General features: G+C 71.9%; 17 protein-coding genes. 8 read left to right on the top strand and 9 right to left on the bottom strand.

Annotation, left to right across the window (positions count from 1 at the left end; translation table 11 throughout):
- Positions 1 to 15 precede the first annotated feature (15 nt).
- Entirely contained in the window at positions 16 to 555 is a 540-nt protein-coding gene (locus tag HNQ07_RS09160; RefSeq protein ID WP_184110978.1) for a hypothetical protein, read from the bottom strand.
- Between the two features lie 268 nt (positions 556 to 823).
- Positions 824 to 1603, bottom strand: coding sequence for a hypothetical protein (locus HNQ07_RS09155; RefSeq protein WP_184110976.1), 780 nt, complete (start codon positions 1601 to 1603; stop codon positions 824 to 826).
- Here HNQ07_RS09155 and HNQ07_RS09150 point away from each other — a divergent pair.
- From HNQ07_RS09150 to HNQ07_RS09125, 6 genes are all read left to right on the top strand, one after another.
- Positions 1602 to 2012, top strand: a complete 411-nt coding sequence (locus HNQ07_RS09150; protein WP_184110974.1) for a DUF4142 domain-containing protein — start codon at positions 1602 to 1604, stop codon at positions 2010 to 2012. The genes HNQ07_RS09155 and HNQ07_RS09150 overlap by 2 nt on opposite strands.
- Before the next feature lie 292 nt (positions 2013 to 2304).
- Positions 2305 to 2760, top strand: coding sequence for a response regulator (locus HNQ07_RS09145; protein WP_184110972.1), 456 nt, complete (start codon positions 2305 to 2307; stop codon positions 2758 to 2760).
- A gap of 51 nt (positions 2761 to 2811) precedes the next feature.
- Positions 2812 to 5577, top strand: coding sequence for an ATP-binding protein (locus HNQ07_RS09140; protein WP_184110970.1), 2766 nt, complete (start codon positions 2812 to 2814; stop codon positions 5575 to 5577).
- Between the two features lie 292 nt (positions 5578 to 5869).
- Positions 5870 to 8683, top strand: a complete 2814-nt coding sequence (cphA, locus tag HNQ07_RS09135; RefSeq protein ID WP_184110968.1) for a cyanophycin synthetase — start codon at positions 5870 to 5872, stop codon at positions 8681 to 8683.
- Positions 8676 to 9575: an isoaspartyl peptidase/L-asparaginase family protein gene (locus tag HNQ07_RS09130; protein ID WP_184110966.1), complete on the top strand. Its 900-nt coding sequence runs from the start codon at positions 8676 to 8678 to the stop codon at positions 9573 to 9575. The genes cphA and HNQ07_RS09130 overlap by 8 nt, the downstream gene beginning before the upstream one ends.
- Entirely contained in the window at positions 9556 to 10401 is an 846-nt protein-coding gene (locus tag HNQ07_RS09125) for a cyanophycinase (protein WP_184110964.1), read from the top strand. The genes HNQ07_RS09130 and HNQ07_RS09125 overlap by 20 nt, the downstream gene beginning before the upstream one ends.
- A gap of 57 nt (positions 10402 to 10458) precedes the next feature.
- Here HNQ07_RS09125 and HNQ07_RS09120 read toward each other — a convergent pair whose 3' ends face one another.
- Genes HNQ07_RS09120 through treZ form a run of 3 tightly spaced genes read right to left on the bottom strand, consistent with a single transcriptional unit; the run spans position 10459 to position 13508 of the window.
- A complete protein-coding gene (locus HNQ07_RS09120) occupies positions 10459 to 11343 on the bottom strand; it encodes an FRG domain-containing protein (protein WP_184110962.1) in 885 nt (294 codons plus the stop codon).
- Positions 11344 to 11394: 51 nt separating this feature from the next.
- Positions 11395 to 11643, bottom strand: a complete 249-nt coding sequence (locus HNQ07_RS09115) for a DUF2171 domain-containing protein (protein WP_184110961.1) — start codon at positions 11641 to 11643, stop codon at positions 11395 to 11397.
- The gene (gene treZ / locus HNQ07_RS09110; RefSeq protein WP_184110960.1) at positions 11640 to 13508 is read right to left on the bottom strand and encodes a malto-oligosyltrehalose trehalohydrolase; all 1869 of its coding nucleotides are present in this window, start codon (positions 13506 to 13508) and stop codon (positions 11640 to 11642) included. The genes HNQ07_RS09115 and treZ overlap by 4 nt, the downstream gene beginning before the upstream one ends.
- Before the next feature lie 364 nt (positions 13509 to 13872).
- Here treZ and HNQ07_RS09105 point away from each other — a divergent pair, with 364 nt between their 5' ends.
- Positions 13873 to 14385 carry a hypothetical protein gene (locus HNQ07_RS09105; protein WP_229831940.1) on the top strand — a complete coding sequence of 171 codons (513 nt, stop codon included), beginning with the start codon at positions 13873 to 13875 and terminating at the stop codon, positions 14383 to 14385.
- Positions 14386 to 14607: 222 nt separating this feature from the next.
- On the opposite strand, the gene HNQ07_RS09100 is transcribed toward HNQ07_RS09105, so the two are convergent.
- The 4 genes from HNQ07_RS09100 to HNQ07_RS09085 all read right to left on the bottom strand — a co-directional run bounded on the left by HNQ07_RS09100 (position 14608) and on the right by HNQ07_RS09085 (position 17458).
- Positions 14608 to 14799 carry a hypothetical protein gene (locus HNQ07_RS09100; RefSeq protein ID WP_184110959.1) on the bottom strand — a complete coding sequence of 64 codons (192 nt, stop codon included), beginning with the start codon at positions 14797 to 14799 and terminating at the stop codon, positions 14608 to 14610.
- 215 nt (positions 14800 to 15014) lie between these two features.
- Positions 15015 to 15371, bottom strand: coding sequence for a WGxxGxxG family protein (locus tag HNQ07_RS09095; RefSeq protein WP_184110958.1), 357 nt, complete (start codon positions 15369 to 15371; stop codon positions 15015 to 15017).
- 151 nt (positions 15372 to 15522) lie between these two features.
- A complete protein-coding gene (locus tag HNQ07_RS09090) occupies positions 15523 to 15750 on the bottom strand; it encodes a KGG domain-containing protein (protein WP_184110957.1) in 228 nt (75 codons plus the stop codon).
- Positions 15751 to 16042: 292 nt separating this feature from the next.
- Positions 16043 to 17458 carry a phytoene desaturase family protein gene (locus HNQ07_RS09085; RefSeq protein WP_184110956.1) on the bottom strand — a complete coding sequence of 472 codons (1416 nt, stop codon included), beginning with the start codon at positions 17456 to 17458 and terminating at the stop codon, positions 16043 to 16045.
- 146 nt (positions 17459 to 17604) lie between these two features.
- On the opposite strand from HNQ07_RS09085, the gene HNQ07_RS09080 reads away from it, so the two are divergent.
- The gene (locus tag HNQ07_RS09080; RefSeq protein WP_184110954.1) at positions 17605 to 18594 is read left to right on the top strand and encodes an SDR family NAD(P)-dependent oxidoreductase; all 990 of its coding nucleotides are present in this window, start codon (positions 17605 to 17607) and stop codon (positions 18592 to 18594) included.
- Positions 18595 to 18879 lie beyond the last annotated feature (285 nt).

The following is an 18879-nucleotide window of genomic DNA, read 5'->3' as shown; positions in this document are numbered from 1 at the left end:
CCCGCTGCGTGCCCGCTACTTGGGCGTCAGGGCCGCGAGCTGCTGTTGCAGGGCGGCCACCTGCGCCTGCAGCTGCCGGATCAGCGCGGCCATCTGCTGGGCACTCATGTCCCCGCCCACGACGGTCGTCTTGGCGTCCAGGTTCACCTCGACACTGACGGCGTTGGCACGGTCGGACCGCAGGATCACGTCCCGCAGGATGAAGGTCTTCAGCTCGCTGCCGCTGCGCACGGCGAACCGGACCTCGTACGTGCCGAGAGGCAGCGCCCGCACGTCCCGCTGGCTGGGCGACAGTTGCGAGGTCGCCACCGGTGCCGACGCGCCGGCCGGCACGATGGTCACGTACACCAGGCCCTTGTACAGCGCGGACCCGGCCGCCCCGGAGGGCACGCCCGGATTGGGATAGTTGATCACCAGCGTCTGCGTGGGGGCGTCCGCACCCTGGGCCGACGCGCCGTGTGGGGGACCGCCGAGGCTGGCCGTGACCAGCAGGGCCAGGGCCACCACGGCCGGACGGAGGGCTGAGCGCAGCGGGAACACGGGCAGGGTCGGCATGACTCGCTCCACTGGGCCCGCCGGACTGGAGCGGGCGCACACACGCCTGGCGGGCGGACGGCCTCGGTACCGGGCCATGGGGCCGCTGCGCGGTCGGGCGCAGGGGGCCACGTGACTGCCGCAGTGTGACCGGGCGGCGGTGCCCACGTCAATGCCGCGCCGGGGGCGGGTTCCACGCTGGGCGCCGTGGTATGAATGCCGGCCCAATGCGCCTTGAGCAGAACCGGGGCTCACGTCCGAACCTGCTGGGGGCCGGCAGACGACTTCTTCACCCCGCGCGCGGACCCGGCGCCGAAGCTGACCGGCAGGCCCCCGCCCGGGCGTCACCGCGGAACGACACCACTGCCCGGGGCTCCCCGGTCGTCCGCACAGGAGAGATGATGAAGCACACCGCCCTCTGGATGGCCACCGCCCTGATCTGCACCGCCGTGGCCCAGCAGAACACGGGAACCCAGAATTCAGGAACACAGAACTCTGGAACGCAGAACTCGACTCCCCAGAATTCAGGAACGCAGAACGCGGCGCCGGGCGCTCCGGCCAACGGCGCGCCGGGTGGCGCTCCCGGGTCCGGCGCGCCGGCCGGCAATCCGGCCCCGGCACCCTCGCCGAGCGTGCAGTGCGGGCTGGCCCAGGCGCCACAGGGTGCGGCCGGCGCGGCTGGGTCCACCACTGGCGCGGCCGGCAGCAACGGCGCGGCCGCCACCGGGTCGACCGGAGGCAAAGCGTCTGCCGGGAGTGGCGCAGGAAACGCCGCCGGGTCGGACACCACGTCCACCGGAAACGGCAACGGCTCTGCGTCCAGCGGCGGCGCGTCCGCGGGCAGCGGCCCGGTGACCACGCCGGGCGCCACTCCACCGCCCAGCGGCGGGGCCGGCTCGGGCACCCCCGCGGCGGGGTCGGGCTCCGGGACCGGTGCGGGGAGCAACGCGGGGTCCGGATCGGCCGGCGGGTCGGCGTCCGGGTCGGCGGGGAGCGGGTCGAGCACGCCTGCGGGCAAGGCGCCGGCAGCCGGCACGGCGTCCTCGACCACCGACTCGTGCTTCGCCATGCAGGCCGCCCTGAGCGACATGTTCGAGATCCGGTCCTCGCAGCTGGCCGCCACGCGCAGCGGCAACGCCAAGGTCAAGGCGCTGGCGCAACAGCTGATCAAGGACCACACCGACGCGAGCCGCAAGCTCGCGGCCCTGGCGCCCCGGCTGAACATCCGCCTGCCCACCGCGCCCGATCCCCTCAAGGCGGCCGAACTGACCGCGCTGGGCCTGCAGCAGGGCGAGGGATTCGACCGTGCGTACCTGGCCGCGCAGGTCACCGCGCACGAACAGGCCGTCAACCTGTTCACGGCGTACGGCAAGTCCGGCGCCCAGGCGCAGCTGAAGGCCCACGCCACCAGCACCCTGCCGGCGCTCCAGAAGCACCTGCAGACGGCGCGCGACCTGTTCAAGGGCATCGCCCAGTAGGCGGCCGCCCGGCCGGACAGGAGAGCCGTCTGGCCGGACAGTAGGCAAGTGTCGACAGGCCGTGTCGGTCCCGGGAAGTCCGGGGCCGTCGGCTTGTTCGTGTGGCAGCACGGTCCGGCCCCACAGCCGGTGCTTCCGCAGCGGTGACCCGCGGTCCGGTCATCATCTGCCTGTCATGTGCGCGTCATCCGGGCAGCGGCGGGACCGGTGACATCCCGGGCAGCGCCGTGGAACACACTCAAAAAGTGATGAAGGTGAAGATGTGATGAAGGCGCTCGGCTATGCTGCGGACATGACGCTCGGTGCGCCACCTTCCATTCCGTCCTCGCGGGGTCAACCGCTGAGGGTGCTCATCGTCGACGACAACCCGATGGACCGGCTGCTGGCCCGCGAGGCGTTCGGCGGCCATGAGAACGGCGTGGTGGTGGACACCTGCGCGTCGGGCGAGCGCGCCCTGAACTTCCTGCGCGAACTCGACACGGCGCTGCCGGACGTCATGCTGCTGGACCTGAACATGCCGGGGCTGCACGGATTCGACGTGCTGGCGCAGATGAAGGACGACCCCCGCCTCGCGCTGATCCCGGTCGTGATCCTCAGCACGTCCGGCAACGCCGGCGACGTGCAGCAGGCCTACACCCTGCACGCCAGCTCATACCTCGTCAAGGACCACGATTTCGCCAGCTTCGCGCGGCAGATCGACGCCTTCGTGAACTTCTGGATGCAGGCCCGCACCTCACACACCCCCTGAGCGGCGCACCGGCCGCGTAGCGCGGCGACGGAGCACGCTATCCTGCCCGCCATGTCCCGGCCGCCCCCGCCCGCCCTGAGCGAGCACCTGCACGACGTCATCGAGCGGCTGGCTGCCGCCAGGACGCCCCAGGACGCAGTCGAGACGATCCTGCACGCCGCCGTGGACACGCTGGGCGCGAGCGGCGGCGCGGTGTTCCGCGTGGCCGGCGACGCCCTGAGCGTGATGGCGATGAGGGGCGCGGTGCGTCCAGAAGCGTGGCACGCCCCGACCCTGCACGGTTCCGCTCCCGTCAACGACGCGCTGCGGGACCGTCAGGCGCGCTACTACGGTCCCGGCGGCGACGTGCTGGCCGCCTCACTGGACCTGGCCGGCGCGACGGGCGCCGTTCTCCCGGTGACGTCCCCGGACGGACCGCAGGGCGCGCTGGTGGTCGCCTTCGATGCCGGACGTGTCCTGAGCGGCGAGGACCGCCGCCTGCTGCGCACGCTGGCCGTGCAGGGCGCTGTCGCGCTGCGGGACGCCCGCGCCGCGCAGCAGCTCGAGGCCGAGGTGCGGACACGTACCGCCGAACTCGAGGCGCGCAACGCTGCCCTCGACGAGGAACGGGCGGCGCTGGACGCCTTCGTGGTCTACAAGGAGTCCATCGGCACGGAGAGCGACGTGCTGCGGCTCGCGCGGCAGGCGGTGGACGTCGTGCGGGCGAGTCTGGAAGACGTCAGCGTCGGCTACTACGAGCGCGACGGGCAGGTGTGGCGCGCTCGGGTGTGGTCCGAGGACGTGCCCCCAGCCGTGGCCGAGCAGATCCGGGCCGGCGTGCCGCTCGACGCACCCCACTTCGCGGAGGCCGCCCGCACGATGGCGCCGGTGTTCGTGGACGACTGGACCGCGCAGGCGGACGGCCTGTCCAGCGACGTGCCGTTCGGCACGGCCGCGTTCATTCCGCTGGTGATCCACGACGAGGCGCGCAGCCTCTTCGCGGTGGGCTCGCGCGGCGCGCACGTGTGGAGTGAGCGCGAGCGGGCCATCGTCCGGGCGGTCGCGCGTGGGCTGCGGCTCACGCTGGAACGCAGCGAGCAGCAGCGGCAGCTGGAAGTCGAGCGGGCCGCCCTGGCCGCCTTCGCGCGCCTGACGGAGATGTCGGCCGAGACCACGGACGTCCACGCCCTGGCGCGGCAGGCCACCGACGTGCTGCGCGGCACCCTGGGCGACGTGAGCGTGACGTTCTCCGAGCTGGAGGCCGGGCGCTGGAAGGCGCGCGTGTGGTCCGAGGACCACAGCCCCGAGGTGGTCGCCGTGATCGAGGAGGGCGTGCCGGCAGACGCCCCGCACCACGCCGAGGCGGTCCGCAGCGGCGCGGTGCTGTTCGTGCCCGGCAGTGGAGCGGAGCGCCCAGGTATGACGCCCACGCAGGCATCCGGCGCCGCCGCCCTGTTCCCGTACGTGGTGGCGGGCGCCCCGCAGGGCCTGCTGACGATGGGCACGCACCAGGCCGCGGACTGGACCGACCGCGAGCGGCAGGTCTTCCGGGCGGTGGGCCGCAGCCTGGGGGTGGCGCTGGAGCGGGCGGCGCTGTCGCACCACCTCACGGCGCAGAACGAGGAACTCGCGGCGCGCACCCGCGCCCTGGAGGGCTTCGCGGAGCTGACGCGCGGGCTGTCGCTGCGCAGCGATCCGTACGCCCTGGTCAAACGCGCGCAGGAGGTGGTGATGTCCCTCCTGCCGCCGGGCTACGCCGTGTACTACGAGCCCGAGCGGCCGGTGTGGCGCCTGCGGGCTCAGACCGGCAGCCTGCGCAACGACGAGCTGCAGCGCCTGGTGGACGCCGGGTTGCCCTACGACGACGTGCGCAACGTCCTGATTCCCTTCGAGACCGGCCAGCCGTTCTACCAGGACCTCTACGAGCGGGACATCGACAACCTGGCGGAATACGTAGAGCATCTCGGGGCCTCCGCGACCCTGCCGGTGCTGGTCGAGGGCCAGCCGCGCGGGGTGTTCGCCGTGGTGCTGTTCGACGAGGTGCGCCAGTGGACGCGGGCCGACAAGGCCGTGATGGAAACGGTGGTGCGCAGCCTGGGCCTGGCCATCGAGGGCTCGCAGGGCCTGCTGCACCTGCACCGCGCCATGGACGAGCTGGAACGCAGCAACCGCGAGCTGGAGCAGTTCGCGTACGTGGCCAGCCATGACCTGCAAGAACCCCTGCGCAGCGTGACCAGTTTCGTGGACCTGCTGCTGCGCCGCCTGCCCGACGACGACGAGCGCGCCGCGACCTACGCGCAGTACATCCGGGACGGCACCACCCGCATGAGCCAGCTGATCCGCGACGTGCTGGCCTTCTCGCGGGTGTCGGCGCAGGGCCGGGCGCCGCGGCCGGTGGACGTGCAGCGCGTGGCGGCGCAGGTGCTGCACGACCTCGCGGACCAGATCCAGCGGGTGGGCGCCGCGGTCACGGTGGGCGAGTTGCCGGGCGTCACGGCCGATGAGACGCAGGTACGCCAGCTCATCCAGAACCTGCTCGGCAACGCCCTGAAGTTCGTGCCGCCGGAGCGCGCGCCCGAGGTGCAGGTGCGCGGCGTCGCGGACGGCGCGTGGGTGCGCTTCTCCGTCGCGGACAACGGCATCGGCATCGACCCGGCGTACCACGAGAAGGTCTTCGCGATCTTCCAGCGCCTCAATCCGCGCGAGGCCTACGAGGGCACCGGCATCGGGCTGTCCATCGCCCGGCGGATCGTGGAGCGGCACGGCGGCACCATCGGGATCACGAGCACGCCGGGGCAGGGCACCACGATCACGTTCACGCTGCCGGCCCGGCCCTGAGTCCGGCCACGACGTAGCCGCGTTCCACACGCGCTCTTTCTCGAGATCTCCGCTGGAGCAGCCGGACGGGTTGGGCGGTCGGCCGCCGCGTTCCAGTGTCCTGGGCCGGTAACCGGCGCGGTCCGGTCGCGGTGCCACGTGAAGGCGTCTTTAGGCGCTCCTCGCAGAGCGTCCCAACTGGCTCAACTTCGGTAGGGCAAAGGCATAAGTGGCGTTTGGCGCCGCGGACTAGCGTGCAGTTGATCCGTCCAGCGCCCATCGCCACCGTCAGTCCCCACGAGGAGACCCGTCCATGACCATCCACTTCCACCCGTCCAGCGAGCCGCGTGAGCCGGCGACCACCCACGTTCGCGCCCGGGTCCTCGAATACCAGGTGTACCGTGGCCCCAACGTCTACGGTTACGAACCGATGATCCGCTTCCAGCTCGATCTGGGCACGCTGGAACAGCACAACTCGAGCACGCTGCCTGGGTTCACGGACCGGCTGCTGGCCCTGGTGCCGTCCCTGCAGGACCACGGCTGCTCCACCGGCCGGCCAGGCGGCTTCGTGAGCCGCCTGCGCGAGGGCACGTGGCTGGGGCACATCACCGAACACGTCGCGCTGGAGCTGCAGAACCTGGCGGGGCGGCGCGTCACGTACGGCAAGACCCGCTCGGTCAAGGGCCAGCCCGGCGTGTACAACGTCCTGTACACCTACCGCGAGGAGCGCGTGGGGCTGATCGCGGGCGCCATCGCCCTGCGGCTGGTCAACAGCCTGCTGCCCCCGGAGCTGCAGGGTGTGGACGGCCTGGAGCTGCTGCTGCCCGAGGGCGTCAGCACGCTCGATCCGCGCGTGCCCTTCGATTTCGCGTCGGAACTCGTGGAGCTGCGCCGCGTGAGCCGGCGCTTCATCCTGGGGCCGACCACCCAGTCGCTCGTGACCGAAGCCGAGCGCCGCGGCATTCCCTACCTGCGGCTGGACGACGACAGCCTGGTGCAGCTCGGCTACGGCCGCCATCAGCAGCGCATCCGCGCCAGCATCACCAGCCGCACGCCGCACATCGCCACCATGACGGCCAGCGACAAGAACCTGACCAAGCAGCTGCTGGACCGGGCCGGTCTGCCGGTGCCGAAGGGCGTGGTGGTCCACGACGCGGAGGACGCCGTGCGCGCCGCCCGCCGCCTGACGGGACCGGTGGTGACCAAACCGCTCGACGGCAACCACGGGCGCGGCGTGTCCATGAACCTCACGGAGGAAGAGGACGTGCGACGGGGCTTCGAGGAGGCTCGGCAGCACAGCCCGGACGTGGTGGTCGAGCAGCACTACCCCGGGCACGACCACCGCGTGCTGGTGGTGAACGGCGAGGTGGTCGCGGTGGCCGAGCGCGTGCCCGCGCACGTGGTGGGCGACGGCCGGCACACCGTCACGGAACTCGTGGCGGAGGTGAACCGCGATCCGCGCCGCGGCGACGGCCACGAGAACATCATGACGCGCATCCCGCTGGGCGCGCACCAGCGCGACGTGCTGGCCCGCTCGGGCCACTCGCCGGACAGCGTGCCCGCGCCGGGCGAGGTGCTGTTCCTGTGCGACACGGCGAACATGTCCACCGGGGGCAGCGCCATCGACCGCACGGACGTGATCCATCCCGACAACGCCACTATCGCCCGGCGGGCCGCGCAGGTGATCGGGCTGGACGTGGCGGGCATCGACCTGCTCTCGCCGGACATCACCCGTTCGGTCCACGAGACGGGAGGCGGCATCGTGGAGGTCAACGCGGCGCCGGGGTTCCGCATGCACCTGCATCCCTCCGAGGGCCAGCCGCGTAACGTCGCCGTGCCGGTGCTGAACATGCTGTTTCCGCGCGCCGCGCCCACGCGCATGCCGATCATCTCGATCACCGGCACGAACGGCAAGAGCACGACCTCACGCATGGTCGCGCACATCCTCAAGCACGCCGGGCGGCTGGTGGGCCTCACGACGTCCAACGGCATCTACATCGACGGCGAGCTGATCTTGAGCGGCGACACGACCGGTCCGAAGAGCGCCAAGGTGGTGCTGAGCGACCCGGGCGTCGAGGTCGCGGTGCTGGAGACCGCGCGCGGCGGCATCCTGCGCGAGGGCCTGGCCTTCGAGCGCTGCGACGTGGGCGCCGTCCTGAACATCCAGCCGGACCACCTGGGGCTCAAGGGCATCGAGACCGTGGAGGACCTCGCGTGGGTCAAGTCGCTGGTGGTCGAGATGGTCGCCGACGACGGCACCAGCGTCCTGAACGCCGACGATCCCCTGACGCTCCGGATGCGCAAGCGCGCCGGCGGAACGGTCACGCTGTTCTCGATGCGCGGCGCGGCCGACTGCGCGCCCGAACTCCAGGAGCACATCGCGGGCGGCGGCACGGCAGTCGTGCGTGAACCGACCGTGCTGGGCGACGAGATCGTGCTGTACGCCGGCGGCCAGCGCACCCCGATCATGCGGGCGCGCGACATTCCCGCCACCCTGGGCGGCCTGGCGCAGGTGAACGTGCAGAACGCGCTGGCGGCGGCGGCCATCGCGGCGGCGCAGCACGTCGAGCTGACCGTGATCCGCTCGGCGCTGAGCAGCTTCACGACCTCCTTCGAGCAGAGCCCCGGGCGCCTGAACTTCTACGACGGCCATCCCTTCCGGGTGCTGCTCGATTACGCGCACAACCCTCCGGGCATGACGTACCTGCGCGACCTGATCCGGCACGTGCGCCCGGCGCGGGGCCGCGTGATCGGGGTGCTGGGCGTGGCGGGCGACCGCCGCGACGACGACATCCGCCAGATGGGCGCGCTGGTCGCCGAGACCTTCGACGAGCTGATCGTGCGCGAGGACGAGTACCGCCGGGGCCGCCCGGCCGGGGAGGGCGCACGCCTGGTCAGCGAGGGCGCACTGGCCGCCGGCCTGCCGCCGGAGCACGTGACGACGGTGCTGCTGGAGGCCGAGGCGGTGGACCACGCCCTGCGGATGGCGCGGCCCGGCGACCTGGTGGTTCTGCTCGCCACCGAGGTCGAGGCCACGTGGCGGCAGATCCGCGACTTCGACAGTTCCGGCCTGCCGCCCAACCTGACGGCCGACGAGCCGGGCCACCACGGGGCCTACCATGACTGAGGCGCCGCGCTGGGCCATCATCGTCCACGGCGGCGCACACACCGTTCCGCCGGACAAGGCCGAGGCGAGCCGCGCGGGTGTACGGGCGGCCGTGGAGGCGGGGTGCCGCGTGCTGGAGGGCGGCGGCGCGGCCACCGACGCGGTCGAGGCCGCGATCCGCGTGATGGAGGACGACCCCACCTTCAATGCCGGGTACGGCAGCGACGTGGACGAGGAAGGGCACGTCCGGATGGACGCCGCCATGATGGACGGCCGGTTCCTGGAGGTGGGCGCGGTGGCCGGCCTCAGGGGCGTGTGGCATCCCATCAGCGTGGCGCGCCGCATGCTGCCCGAAAAGGAGGTGCTGCTGATCGGCGGCGGCGCCCGGCGCTTTGCCGACGAACACGGCGCCGAGCTGTGCGATCCGGCGGCGCTGCTGTCGCCCGAGCAGGCTGCCGCCCGCAGCGACACCGTGGGCTGCGTCGCGCTGGACGGGCACGGGCACGTGGCGGCCGGCGTGTCCACGGGCGGCCTGTCGGGGCAGCGTGTGGGCCGGGTGGGAGACTCGCCGCAGGTCGGCTGCGGCTTCTACGCCGACGACGGGGTGGGCGGCGTGGTGCTGAGCGGCGAGGGCGAGAGCATCGCGCGCATGATGGTCGCCGCCCGCTTCATCCACCGCGTGCCGGGCCGCCACCCCGAGGACGTGCTGCGCGACGTGCTGACCGAGCAGCGTGGCCGCGTGGGCGGCGAGGCGGGCGCCGTGGCCCTGACGCCGGACGGCACGCCCGGGTGGTGGCACACCAGTGCCCACCTGCCGGTCGCGTTCCTGGCGGCCGGGCAGACGGAGGCGCAGGTGTACCTCAGCAAGGACGAGCAGCACCAGGAGGCGGGTCATGTCCAAGCACCAGCGTAAGAAGGGCACGCTGATCGTCATCGGGGGCCACGAGGACAAGACAGACGGGAAGACCATCCTGAAGGAGGTGGCGCGGATGGTGGGAGACGGCCGCCTGGTGGTGACCACCGTCGCGTCGCACCAGCCGGAGGGGTACTTCGAGGAGTACCAGCGGACCTTCCAAGACCTGGGCGTGAAGGACGTGGTGGAACTTGCCATCGCCGAGCGCGCCGAGGCCCGCCAGGAGTCCCGGCTCGACCTGCTCGACGGCGCGCGGGGCATCTTCTTCACCGGCGGCGACCAGCTGCGCATCACCAGCCAGCTGGGCGACACGCCGATCTACAGCCGCGTGCAGCAGCTGTACGAGGAGGGCGGCGTGGTCGCCGGCACCTCGGCGGGCGCGTCCGTGATGAGCGACGTCATGCTGGTGTCCGGTGAGAGTGACGAGTCCCACCGCATCGGCGAGTTGCAGATGGCGCCCGGCCTGGGCCTGATCCACGGCGTGGTGATCGACCAGCACTTCGCCGAGCGCGGGCGGATGGGCCGGCTGCTGGGCGCCGTGGCGAAGAATCCGCGCTATGTCGGCATCGGGATCGACGAGAACACCGCGGTCGTGGTGGAGGGCGGCGAGCTGCTGCGGGTGCTGGGGAGCGGCGCCGTGTACGTGATCGACGGCGCGACCGTGACCAGCTCGAACATCGCGGACGCCAAACAGGACTGCACGCTGTCCATCTACGACGTGCGCCTGCACGTGCTCAGCCAGGGCGACGGCTTCGACCTGGGTCGGCGCGAACCCATGGACGCCGATCAGCTCGGCAAGGACCCGGTCGCGCAGGACGGGCGGTAGGTCGGCCGCCGGTCGGGTCGTCGGCCTTGTCCACGCCCACGTGGGCGGCCGGGAACCTCACCGGTGCCGGTTGCGGTCCTCGTCCAGGGTGCGGCCCTGCGGGGCGTCCAACTGGGGCGGCCGGTCGCGGTAATAGCGGCTGAGCCACTGACTCAGGCCGCCCAGGTCCGGGAACAGCGTGCGTTCGGTGATGTTCGCGCCGTCGAGTCGGTCACGCACCTCGGCCTTGAGGTCGCGCGGCACCACCACGCAACGCGCCAGGTCCGCGCGGGACGACAGCCAGTCGTCCAGCGTCACCTCGGGGTTCGAGAGCATGGAGAACAGCGCCGACTGCTGCACGATGCGCTGGTCCAGGGACGGCGGCTCGAGGAACAGCAGGTACGGCCCGCCCTGCTCGTGCTCGACGCGGTCGAGCCAGCTCATCTCGGCGTCGAAGGGCAGGTCGCCGGAGGTGCCCGCGCTGAACACGTCCAGCATCTCGGTGGTGAACACCGCGCCGCCCTCCTGTGCCAGCACGCGGCGCAGCTGCTCCGGCAGGCCCTGCGTGGTCGCGGCCACGTCGATCATCCACACCACACCGTCGTGATCGGCGTGCGCCTCGCTGGCGGTGGCGAAGTGCAGGGCGACCAGCGGCGAGTACGACCAGTCCAGCAGCCGGGTGGGCAGGCCGTGGTGCTGGCCCAGCGTCAGCCACGCCCACAGCGAGCGGCGCGCCTCGGTCGTGGCGGGCGCGTACTTGCGGAAGGCCCGGATCAGGTGGCGCTCGATGGAACGCGGGTCGCTCGACAGCCGCTGGAGGGATGTACTCAGCGGCGCGGCGTGGGCCTGCCCACGGAACACGAAGGGCGACCGGAAGCGCCCGAGCTGCGGATTCCACGAGCCGCTCTGCAGCGTTTCCAGCAGCTGCGGCCACGTGCTCGGCGTGAGGATCTGGACGCCCACGGCGCCCTGATCACGCCGCCGCGGCCGGCAGACGCCGCGGCGCGGGCGAGGTCACAGGATCTCCAGCAGCTGGCGGTGGTCCAGCCGCAGGTACACCGCGTCCTCCACCCGCGCCACCTCTGACAGCGGGATGAAGTGACGCCGGTTGTCCACGGTGGGCGCCGTTCGCAGGTACTCGCGTTCGGTGCCGTCCGCGAGGCCGTACACCGTGCCATCCGAGCAGATGATCGCCATACCGGGCTGGATTCGCGGGTCGGTGGGCACCGGATCGCCGGCGTTCGGGGTGTTCGGGCTGGTCATGGCTCCTCCCTGTGGGCCGCGGGAACGGCATCAAGCGGTTCGGGCGCGGGCGCCGGCGTCGCCACGACCTGCGGCGTCCACGCGCTGGACAGGGCGATCAGCGTGGCCGAGCGGGGCGGCAGCCGCGTCCGGGCGGTGGTGTCCTGCGTGCGCAGCAGCCAGTACACGCCCGCATCCGGCAGGCCGCCGAGGTCGAGCGGCTGGTCCGAGACGTTCAGCAGCAGCGTCCGGCTGTCGTGGTCGGGGCCGCGCCGGACCCACAGCAGTGGGCCGCTGCTTCCGGCCTCGAGGTCGGCACGGCCGGTGGAGCGCAGCACGCGGTCCTCGCGCCGCAGCGTCAGCATTCGGCGGTACAGCGTGAGCGCCCGGGCGTGCGCGGGTTGGTCCCGCTCCGCCCAGTTCAGGGCGCTGGCTTGGAAGGTGCACTCGTCCTGCGGGTCCGGCACGGCCTGTGCGCCGTCCCCCTGCGCGAAGGCCTCGAAGTGACCGAACTCCTGGCAGCGGCCCTGCGTGATCTGCTCGCCCAGTTCGCCCGCGTGGTCCGAGAAGTACAGGAAGGGAGTGGAGGCCATCCACTCCTGCCCCTGGAAGAGCAGCGGCGTCATCGGCAGGAACAGCAGCAGGGCGCTCGCGGCCAGGAAGGCGTCCGGCCCGGCCACCACGTCCAGCCGGTCCCCGAAGGCGCGGTTGCCGATCTGGTCGTGGTTCTGGATGCAATACACGAAGCTCGGAGCGGGCAGGTCATCGGCCGGGGCGCCGCGGGCGGGCTGCTCGCCGAGCGGCCAGCGCTGACCCTGGTACACCCATCCGGCCGTGATGCAGCGGGCCAGGGCCGCCACGTCCGGCGAGTACGCGCGGTAATAGCCGTCCTGCTCCCCGGTGAGCACCACGCGCAACTGGTGGTGAAAGTCGTCGGCCCACACGCCGTCCATTCCGGTGCGCGTGACCAGCCGCGGATCGTTGCGGTCGTCCTCGCAGAACAGGAAGTGGCGGGTGCCCAGTTCGCGGCCCAGCCGGTGCACGTGCGCGGCGATCTCGTGCAGGATGTGGGTGGGGCGGTCGTCGAAGATCTCGTGCGTGGCGTCCAGCCGCAGGCCGTCGAAGCGGTACGTGCGCAGCCAGTGCTCGGCGCAGTCGACCGCCAGGCGCCGCATGTGCGGCTCGTCGTAGTTCAGGGCGTCGCCCCACGGCGTCTTGTGGCGCTCCGTGAAGTACTCCGGGCTGAAGCTGCCCAGGTAATTGCCGTCCGGCCCGAAGTGGTTGAGCACCACGTCGAGCAGCACCAGCAGGCCCAGCCGGTGCGCCTCGTCGACCAGGGCCATCAGGTCCTCAGGCGGGCCGTACCCGGCGTACGGCGCGAAGGGCGCCACGCCGTCGTACCCCCAGCCCCAGCGGCCGGGGAAGCTGCTCAGCGGCATCAGTTCCACGCACGTGACGCCCAGCGCCGCCAGGTCCGGCAGTTTCTCCAGGGCCGCGCGGTAGGTGCCCTGCGGCGTGAAGGTCCCGACGTGCAGCTCATAGATCACGAGGTCGCTCGCGCGGCGGTCCGGGGCGGCGTGCTGAAACGAGTAGTCCGGGCGCCACACCATGGCAGGACCGTGCACGCCGTCGGGCAGGCAGCGGGCGTAGGGATCGGGCAACACCTGACCGTCCACCTCGAAGCGGTAGCGGGTGCCGGGACCGGCCTCCTCCACGACATCCGCGTACATGCCGTCTCCCAGGTGGGTCAGCGGGCGGATCGTCGTGTGGTCTCCGGCGTAGAGCACGACCGAGACGCTCCTGGCCCGAGACGCCCACACGCGGAACAGCGTGCCGCGTTCGGTGGGCAGGGCGCCCAGTGCGGGCGTGTAGGGAATCGTGGTCATGAAGGGCACCTGGAGCGATACGGAGGAGCGGCGGGCCTGCACGAGGCCCTGCCTGGAGCGGTGATCGGGGGAACACGGGCGCAAGCCGGACGTGCTCCGGGAGTGTGAAAACGGCGATGTGCTCGTGCATCACGCAGGCGAGCGACGACAAGTCTAGGAAGACCACGCCGGCCGGTCTCATGGGTCTCGTCAAGCGGAGTTGACGAAGTTCAGGAGAGCCATGAGGGATGGGCCAAGACTCCTTGAGTGCGGCGCCGCTTTTACCGCGCTGGAGGCCACCGACCGCCGCGCCAGTGGTTCAGTCCACCGGAACACCGTGGCTGACACGGTGGTGTTGTGCGGGCCGGCGTTTTATATCTGGGGCATGCCGTCCACGCCGAATCCCACGCCTGCAGCGGAAGTGCTGGAGCTGGAGGTCAAGGCCCGCGACCTGCGCACCACCTGGGCCGAACTGCAGGTCGTGCACGTGCCCCCCTCGGGCATCATCAGCTTCCCGAACCACAGCGGCTTCGAGGTCGCGCACACGCCCGGCAGTTCCGACGTGCTCGCCTCGATGCGCGGCCTGACCATCAACCTGGTCGCCCTGCGGCAACGCTACGGCGACCAGGTGGGCCACCTGTACGCCGTGACCATCCATAGTCAGCCCAAACCGCTGGAATTCCGCGAGATGAGCCTGGAGGTGCGTGGCCCCGGTACCAGCGCCGCGTGGCACGACCTGGACCTGGCGGACCACGCCGCCCTGCTGGGCGTGTGGTGGCAGCGGCGCGACGGCGGCTGGCTCTTCGAGTACAGCGGCCAGATCCTCGACACCCTCAACGCCACGTACCAGTCCGTGTTCCTCGCGGGCCGCTACGCCGAACGCTTCTCGGACCGGTGAGCGGGCCGGGCACCCGGTAACGCGGCCTACGAAAGCACAGGGGCATAGCGGCGCCGATTTCTGCCTCAGCCTCCTTCCTGCGGCTGACCAACTGACCCCAACCGAGTCGGCGGGCAGACAGCAATCGAGCGGCCGCTCCGCCGGGAGCCGCCGCCCTCACAGGGTGTACTGTTGCCGTCCAGCGCGCCGTCATGACCGCGAGCCACGGGACCGGAAGCGCAACTACTCGAGCAGACCTCGCCCCTGCACCTCCTTGTCTTCCAGGATCTTGCCCAGGATGAAGAACGTTGGGGCCCAGTGCCCGATGAACAGGCCGTTGCGCTCGCGGTCGCTGGACTCGGACGGAATGAACTGGCTGGCGCTGGCGAGGATCGACGCGAAACCGAGCAGGTACAGGACGTTGTGCAGTTTCATGGGAACTCCTGTGAATCGTCAGGTCTGGGGGCGGCGCGTGCGGGGAGACGCCACGGCGACCGGAACGCGGGCCGTCCGGCACCCCGGCCGTGCAGCCACCGTCCCGAGCGGTGCGGCCCCCGCGGGGCGACACCGACCCGGCCCTGAACCGGGGACCGGCGGGGGTGCCGGGTCCTCGAGGCAGGCCGGTGCATCCGCCGGGCCGGGAACCGGGGTCAGCGGGGCGGCGCGGTGGTGCTCGTCGGGCTGGCGGTGGTGACCACCCGGGTCGGCGCGGGGCGGCGCAGGCCCGCCAGGCCCAGTAGGCCGAGCAGCCCCAGCCAGCCCCAGTCGGTGCCCCGGCCGTCATTCGCGGCTGCGGTGCCGGTATCGGTCGTCGTGCCGGTGGTCGCGCCACTGGTGGTGTCGGTGGTTGCGCCGCTCGTGGTGTCGGTCGCGCCGCCGGTCGTGTCCGTGGGGGCCGTGGTGTCGGTGCTCTGTGGCGGCGTGGTCGTCGTGTCCTGCGCGTACGCAGAGACGGGCACGAGGGCCAGGGTCAACAGGAGAACGGCGTTCTTGAGTCTGAAGTTCATGGTCTACCTCCGGTCAGGCACTGGGGCGAACACCCCTGGGCCTGGGCGTGTGCGGGTGGCGTGCCGCCGTTCCGGTCACGGGAGGGCCGGGACTTCAGCTGCTGTCCACGGCGCTGCCGGCAGCCGCCCCCGCCGTGGGAGCGGCCACCGGTCAGCGGCCGGTTCCGCTCTTCTGACGACCGTTCTGGTTGTTGTCGCGCGTCGCTGCTCCGCCCTTGCGGCCGGCTTCACGCGCTTCCTCGGACGTGAACTCGTGCGCGTTGCCGCTCTGGTGGGCGGCCTTGCCGCCCTTGCTGGCGATCTCGCGCTGCTTGCTGGCGTCCATGGCGGCAAAACCGCGTCGCTCGCCGCTCCCACCACTGCTCTTTCCTTTCGTCATGGTCGAACCTCCGGTGAGTGATACATGCCGCGCGGCATGAGCAAATGCTCTCGTGTGCCGCGCGGCGGTCCGCATGACTTGCATGAAACTGGCCCGGGCGACCCTGAGCGTCTTCATCGAAATACCGTACGTTCCGGTTGAGCTGGGACTCATCAAAGCTGGACCGTAGGTGTAGTAGGGGAAGCCACATTCCAATGACCACGGCAGGACTTCAGCAGACGGCGCCGGCGGGTCTTCTGAGCGCTGCGGACTCTGTTGCGCGCGGTGATGGGTCCGGAGGCGGCAGCCTGCGCTAGCCGCCCAGGTCCTTCAGGGCGGTGAGCGCCGCGAGGTGGCCGGCCATGCCGTGCACGCCCCCGCCGGGCGGTGTGCTGGCGCTACACAGGTACACCCCGCGCGCCGGGGTGCGGTACGGCGAGGCCGACAGCACCGGGCGGATCAGGGTGCCCAGAAGGCTGTTGTCGCCGCCACCCACGTCTCCCCCGACCAGATTGCGGTTGTCGCGCTCCGCAGCGGCGGCAGTGGTGACGTGCCGCGCCAGCACCACGTCCCGGAAGCCCGGCGCGACCCGCTCGATCTGCGCCTCGATCCGCTCGATGTCCTGGGCGCTGGGCGCGTAGCCGGACGGCACGTGACCGTACAGCCACGCGGTGTGCTGGCCCGCCGGGGCGCGGCTGGGATCGAACAGGGTGTGCTGGGCCAGCAGGAGGTACGGCCGGTCCGGCATGCCGTGGAGGCTCTGCGCCTCGCTGCGCACCACGTCGTCCAGCGGGCCGCCCAGGTGCACGGTCGCGGCCAGGGCCGTCCGCGGGTCGCGCCAGGGAATAGGAGCGCTCAGGGCGTAATCGACCTTCACAGTGCCGGCGCCGTAGCGGAAGTGCTTGAGCTGCCGGGTGTAGCTGGCCGGCAGGTCCGGCACCAGCCGCAGGAATTCACGCGGCGAGACGTCCAGCAGGTGCAGGTCGGCGTCCAGCGCGCGCAGATCATTGACCGGCGTGTTCACGTGCACGCGGCCCCCCAGGTGGGCGAGGTGGGCGACCAGGGCGTCCGTGATCGCTCCGGCGCCGCCGCGCGGGAAGGGCCAGCCGGCCACATGTGCCGTGACCGCCAGCATCAGGCCGTAGGCGGAGGTCACCGGCCGCGAGAGCGGAATGGCCGAGTGGGCGCTCATGCCGGCGAACAGCGCGCGGGCCGCGGGCTCGCGGAAGAGGGTGCGCGCCACCGCCGTGGCCGGGGGCAGGCCGCGCAGGCCGAAGCGGGCCAGCGTGAGCGGATGCCGCGGGACGCGCAGCAGCGGCCGCAAGGTGTCGGCCAGGAGGCTGTCGGCGGCGTCCACCAGCGGTTTCATCAGGCGCCGGTACGCCGGGCCGTCGGGTCCGAGGGCCTGCGCCGTGTCGTCCAGGTCCTGATACAGCAGGGCCGTGCCGCCCGGCAGCGGATGCGCCACCACGGCCGGCGAGGACACGAAGTGCAGGCCGTGGCGTTCGAGTGGCAGGGTCCGGAAAAAGGGCGAAACGACCGTGAGCGGGTGGATCGCGGAGCCCACGTCGTGCACGAAGCCGGGCAGGGTCAGGGCGGCGCTGCGCACGGCGCCCCCGGCCGTGGCGTTCGCCTCGTATACGTCGACGTCCCAGCCGGCCCCCGCCAGGGTGAGGGCAGCGGCCAGCCCGTTGGGGCCGGACCCCACGATGGCGGCGCGGTATCGCATACCGCCCATTAAAGCCCCGCGAGCATGCACGCCGGTGAGGCGCAGACGAACCCGGGCGCAAGAAGGGCTCGGCCCGGTGAAGCCGGCCTCAGTGGGCCTTCACGCAAGCGGCAGTCTCCTTCACCCGCTCACGGCTAGCGTGATCCATGATCCGCCGCCTGCGACCGCTGACGCCCGTCCTCGCCCTCAGCCTGCTGGGCACCACGCTGCTGGCGGGCCGGCGCTCCAGGCCTCCGCAAGCCCGTCCGCTGCTGGGCCGCACCGTCGTGATCACCGGCGCGTCCAGCGGCATCGGACGGGCCACGGCGCTGGAGTGCGCGGCGCGCGGCGCCCAGGTCGTCGTCGCCGCCCGCGACGCCGCGGCCCTGGACGCCGTGGTGCGGGAGGGCGAGCGCTTGGGCGGCGTGCTGCTCGCGGTGCCGACCGACGTCACCGTCCGCGCGCAGGTCGAGGCGCTGGTCGCGGCGGCCGTGGCCCGGTTCGGGCGAATCGACGTGATGGTCAACCACGCCGGCGACATGTTCGTGGACCGCGTGGAGCACAGCGAGGAAGCGCGGGTTCGCGCCCTGATCGACGTGAACGTGATGGGTGTGCTGTACGGCATCCAGGCCGCCGTGCCGGTGATGCGCCGGCAGGGCGGTGGGCACGTCATCAACATGGCGTCGGTGGAGGGCCGGGTCGGGTTTCCGTATTCCGGCATCTACGGCGGCACGAAGGCCTTCGTGGAGGTCATGACCCAGACGCTCCGGCAGGAACTGATGCACGTGGAACGCACCGGCATCTCGGTCACAGCAGTGCTGCCGGCAGCGGTGCGGACGCCGCTGTGGGACCGCGCTGTCAACGTCGAGGCCGGCGGGCAGGGCGCGCATCTGGTGTGGCCGGTCGTGGAGGCGTCGCACGTGGCCCACGCCATCGCGGACGCCATCGTCCACCCCCGCCCGCTGGTGTACCCGCTGAGGGTCGCGCGGGGCGCGGCCGTGCTCTACGACGTGTTCCCAGGACTGGCCGGTCGCCTCCTGAGCCGGCTGCGCGTGGACCGACACGTCAACCTCCTGAGCGCTGCGCAGCGCGGTTCCGGGCAGGCGACGCGGCCGATCAGTCCGGTGGTGCGCGGCGGACGCCTGCACGACGTCTGACGGCGGCCCCGGTGGCAGCACGACCGGCAAGCATCCACCCACGGCGTTGGCCATTGCCGGCACGCTGGCCGCTCAGTACGTCTCCGACCATGGCCCGCCGCTCCGCTGGCACCGCTGGAGCGCGGGATCGTGACCTCTGTGCGAGAGGCCGTGCAGCACACCTGCAACCGCGCCTGTCGAGCCAGTACCTGACAGGCGCGGTCCAGAGGTATGGGTTCAGTGGTCGTAGGCGGCCCCGTACACCGGAATCGCCACCGTCGTCCGCACCGTCCCCCCCGACGTCAC

Source organism: Deinococcus metalli (assembly GCF_014201805.1).
GTDB lineage: Bacteria > Deinococcota > Deinococci > Deinococcales > Deinococcaceae > Deinococcus > Deinococcus metalli.
Note: the sequence above shows the minus strand (reverse complement) of the source record. Positions and strands in the feature narration are given on the sequence as shown.

Coding starts and splice junctions, on each gene's coding strand:
- HNQ07_RS09160 (WP_184110978.1), bottom strand. CDS start 555: ATGCCGACCCTGCCCGTGTTCCCGCTGCGCTCAGCCCTCCGTCCGGCC.
- HNQ07_RS09150 (WP_184110974.1), top strand. CDS start 1,602: ATGCAGGCCGCCCTGAGCGACATGTTCGAGATCCGGTCCTCGCAGCTG.
- HNQ07_RS09155 (WP_184110976.1), bottom strand. CDS start 1,603: ATGGCGAAGCACGAGTCGGTGGTCGAGGACGCCGTGCCGGCTGCCGGC.
- HNQ07_RS09145 (WP_184110972.1), top strand. CDS start 2,305: ATGACGCTCGGTGCGCCACCTTCCATTCCGTCCTCGCGGGGTCAACCG.
- HNQ07_RS09140 (WP_184110970.1), top strand. CDS start 2,812: ATGTCCCGGCCGCCCCCGCCCGCCCTGAGCGAGCACCTGCACGACGTC.
- cphA (WP_184110968.1), top strand. CDS start 5,870: ATGACCATCCACTTCCACCCGTCCAGCGAGCCGCGTGAGCCGGCGACC.
- HNQ07_RS09130 (WP_184110966.1), top strand. CDS start 8,676: ATGACTGAGGCGCCGCGCTGGGCCATCATCGTCCACGGCGGCGCACAC.
- HNQ07_RS09125 (WP_184110964.1), top strand. CDS start 9,556: ATGTCCAAGCACCAGCGTAAGAAGGGCACGCTGATCGTCATCGGGGGC.
- HNQ07_RS09115 (WP_184110961.1), bottom strand. CDS start 11,643: ATGACCAGCCCGAACACCCCGAACGCCGGCGATCCGGTGCCCACCGAC.
- treZ (WP_184110960.1), bottom strand. CDS start 13,508: ATGACCACGATTCCCTACACGCCCGCACTGGGCGCCCTGCCCACCGAA.
- HNQ07_RS09105 (WP_229831940.1), top strand. CDS start 13,873: ATGCCGTCCACGCCGAATCCCACGCCTGCAGCGGAAGTGCTGGAGCTG.
- HNQ07_RS09100 (WP_184110959.1), bottom strand. CDS start 14,799: ATGAAACTGCACAACGTCCTGTACCTGCTCGGTTTCGCGTCGATCCTC.
- HNQ07_RS09095 (WP_184110958.1), bottom strand. CDS start 15,371: ATGAACTTCAGACTCAAGAACGCCGTTCTCCTGTTGACCCTGGCCCTC.
- HNQ07_RS09090 (WP_184110957.1), bottom strand. CDS start 15,750: ATGACGAAAGGAAAGAGCAGTGGTGGGAGCGGCGAGCGACGCGGTTTT.
- HNQ07_RS09085 (WP_184110956.1), bottom strand. CDS start 17,458: ATGCGATACCGCGCCGCCATCGTGGGGTCCGGCCCCAACGGGCTGGCC.
- HNQ07_RS09080 (WP_184110954.1), top strand. CDS start 17,605: ATGATCCGCCGCCTGCGACCGCTGACGCCCGTCCTCGCCCTCAGCCTG.